The 2,568-nt window shown below is 64.7% G+C and carries 2 protein-coding genes and 1 pseudogene; all 3 read left to right on the forward strand.

Going from position 1 to position 2,568, the window contains the following annotated elements:
- Positions 1-120: 120 nt before the first annotated feature.
- A pseudogene (locus tag VIQ49_RS25285) lies at positions 121-963 on the forward strand (Mu transposase domain-containing protein); the annotation flags it as partial.
- On the forward strand, positions 960-1,769 hold the full coding sequence (istB, locus tag VIQ49_RS25290; protein WP_331889338.1) for an IS21-like element helper ATPase IstB: 810 nt from the start codon (positions 960-962) through the stop codon (positions 1,767-1,769). The pseudogene VIQ49_RS25285 and the gene istB, both read left to right, overlap by 4 nt.
- A 226-nt stretch (positions 1,770-1,995) precedes the next feature.
- On the forward strand, positions 1,996-2,175 hold the full coding sequence (locus VIQ49_RS25295) for a thermonuclease family protein (protein ID WP_331889339.1): 180 nt from the start codon (positions 1,996-1,998) through the stop codon (positions 2,173-2,175).
- Positions 2,176-2,568 lie beyond the last annotated feature (393 nt).

Genomic DNA, 2,568 nt, shown 5'->3' on the forward strand with positions numbered 1-2,568 from the left:
GGAGGCAGTCGCCGCAACCGTCCGCCGCCACGAAGAGGAACTACGCCGCCTCCGCAAGCCACAACGCTGAGCCGCGGGAACGCTCAAACGCCAAAATCCGAGCCCAGATTAGCCGGATAACCGCAGTCCAAGGGTGTCGTGGAGAACTTGTGCGGCTACGCCCAACGCGACCTCGCCGTCCCTTTGTTGACCGAGGCCAAGATTGCCGGGGTGCCGGTGGATCTGCGAGCTGCCAACACCGCGGCGAAGGCGTGGTGCGCGGAGGTCAATGCCGCGACGCATTCGGAGATCTGCGCAGTGCCCGACGAGCGGCTGCTGATCGAACGGGACCTGTTGGGGCCGCTGCCGTCGTTGCGGCTGCAGATCGGAGCGTCCTCGGTGATGCGCAAGGTCGACCGACTGTCGTGTGTCCGGTACGCCTCGGCCCGCTACTCGGTGCCCACCCGGCTGATCGGGACCAGTGTGGCCGTCGTCGTCGATCACGGTGCACTGTGCATCGTGGAACCCGCGACCGGGGTGATCGTGGCCGAGCACGAACTCGGTACCCCCGGGTCGGCGTCGGTCCTCGATGACCACTACGACGGGCCCCGCCCAGCACCCAGCCGCGGACCGCGACCCAAAACAGCTGTCGAGAAACAGTTCTGCGCGCTCGGCGACGATGCTCAAGCGTTCCTGGTCGGTGCCGCGGCGATCGGCAACACCCGCCTGGGATCGGAACTGGAGATCCTCCTGGCACTGGGTGCCGCGCACGGCACCGATGCTTTGACCGCGGCGCTTCGCCGGGCGGTGGCCTTTCGGCGGTTCCGTGCTGCCGACGTCCGCTCGATCCTGGCTGCCGGTGCTGGAACACCTCAACCCTGCACCGCCGGGGACGCGTTGATCCTGGACCTACCCGTCGCCCCGACACGATCGTTGGACGCCTACACCGTCACACCCGCCGCCGATGGTGGGGTCCCGTCATGACCACGGCGCCCGCCAAAACGATCAAACCCGTCGCACCGTCATCGGTGCCGGTCCTGACAGCTGATCTGGACGCCGGGTTGCGGCGGCTCAAGCTGGCCGCGATCCGACGCACCGCACCCGAGGTGCTGCTCACCGCCAAGACGCAACGCTGGACGCCCGAGGAGGTGCTGCGGACTCTGGTCGAGACCGAGTTGGCGGCACGCGATGCCTCCAACGTCGTCAACCGTCTCAAGGCCGCCGGGTTCCCCGTCACCAAGACCTTGGAGTCGTTCGACGTGGCCAGCTCCTCGATCCAACCGAAGGTGTTCGACTACCTGTCCAGCCTGGAATGGGTTCGTACACAACAGAACCTGGCGATCATCGGACCCGCCGGCACGGGTAAGTCTCACACCCTGATCGGGCTCGGAGTGGCCGCCATCCATGCTGGGCACAAGGTCCGCTACTTCACCGCCGCGGACCTGGTGGAAACCCTCTACCGCGGCCTGGCCGACAACACCGTCGGCAAGATCATCGAATCGCTGCTGCGGGTCGACCTCGTCATTCTCGATGAGCTGGGCTTCGCCCCGCTCGACGACACCGCCACACAGCTGCTGTTCCGCCTCGTCGCCGGCGCCTACGAACGCAGATCCCTGGCCATCGGATCGCACTGGCCGTTCCAGGAATGGGGGCGGTTCCTACCCGAACAGACCACCGCGGTCAGCATCCTCGACCGCCTGCTGCACCACGCCACCGTCGTCATCACCGACGGCCAGTCCTACCGCATGAAAGACGCCCAACACCGGAAGGAGAACCCACCACCAACCTAGAAATCACCGCACGGGGTGGGGACTTTAATCTGGCCACCAGCGGGGACTTCAACTTGGCCATTGACAGCCGGTTTCTTCCTCGGCAAGTCCCGCGGCAAGAAAGCCGCCGCAGTGGCCTAACCCGTGCCGAGGCCAGTGCCAGGGCGCGGGAAGGGGGGCAGCTGCTTCGACGTCGGAGAAGGCCAGCCATCCGAGGATCGGTATGTGTTGACCGAAATCCGGTCGGATGTTCAACCCGGACATGGTCCACGACGGGTGCGCGTTCGAGTACACCTATGACAAGCCGTATCGTTACCAGGCCCAATTCTGTGCTGCCGAGGCCGATGCCCGTACCAGCGAGCGGGGATTGTGGTTCACCGTGCTCAGATACGGCGGTCAGGCGCAAGCGCAACTATCACGTTCGTAGGGGCCGGCACCGAGCACTACTGCGAGAAGCAGGACCGCGACGACGACGGCATGGCCTGCGAGTACCCGACCGGTGATTCGCTTCCTCGTCGCCCTCGCTTTTTCACAATGGCGTGTTTTCCAGGTCACTCCGGTCTAACATCTGGGCCAATCGGGCCGCTGGCTAGCTCGAATTTCACGGGATGGTTGTCCACCCTCACTGCCTACCCGTATATAACAAGCCCTGACCTGGCGAGAGGAAGAGGTTGTCCCAAGTCTCGTAGAAGTTGAGGTGGCGGTCCCCTGCTCGAAACCTGCCGTGTGGTAGGTATCGGGCGTTCCGCCAAGAACTCCTACAGCAAGGGGACCACCATGAAGAAGAGTAACCAGATTCAGTCCGTCGATGTGAGTGCAT

This window comes from Williamsia sp. (assembly GCF_036566845.1).
Lineage (GTDB): Bacteria > Actinomycetota > Actinomycetes > Mycobacteriales > Mycobacteriaceae > Williamsia.

What these genes read in the sequence shown, in the direction of transcription:
- VIQ49_RS25295 (WP_331889339.1), top strand. Translation starts at nt 1,996, where the DNA reads ATGTTCAACCCGGACATGGTCCACGACGGGTGCGCGTTCGAGTACACC.
- istB (WP_331889338.1), top strand. Translation starts at nt 960, where the DNA reads ATGACCACGGCGCCCGCCAAAACGATCAAACCCGTCGCACCGTCATCG.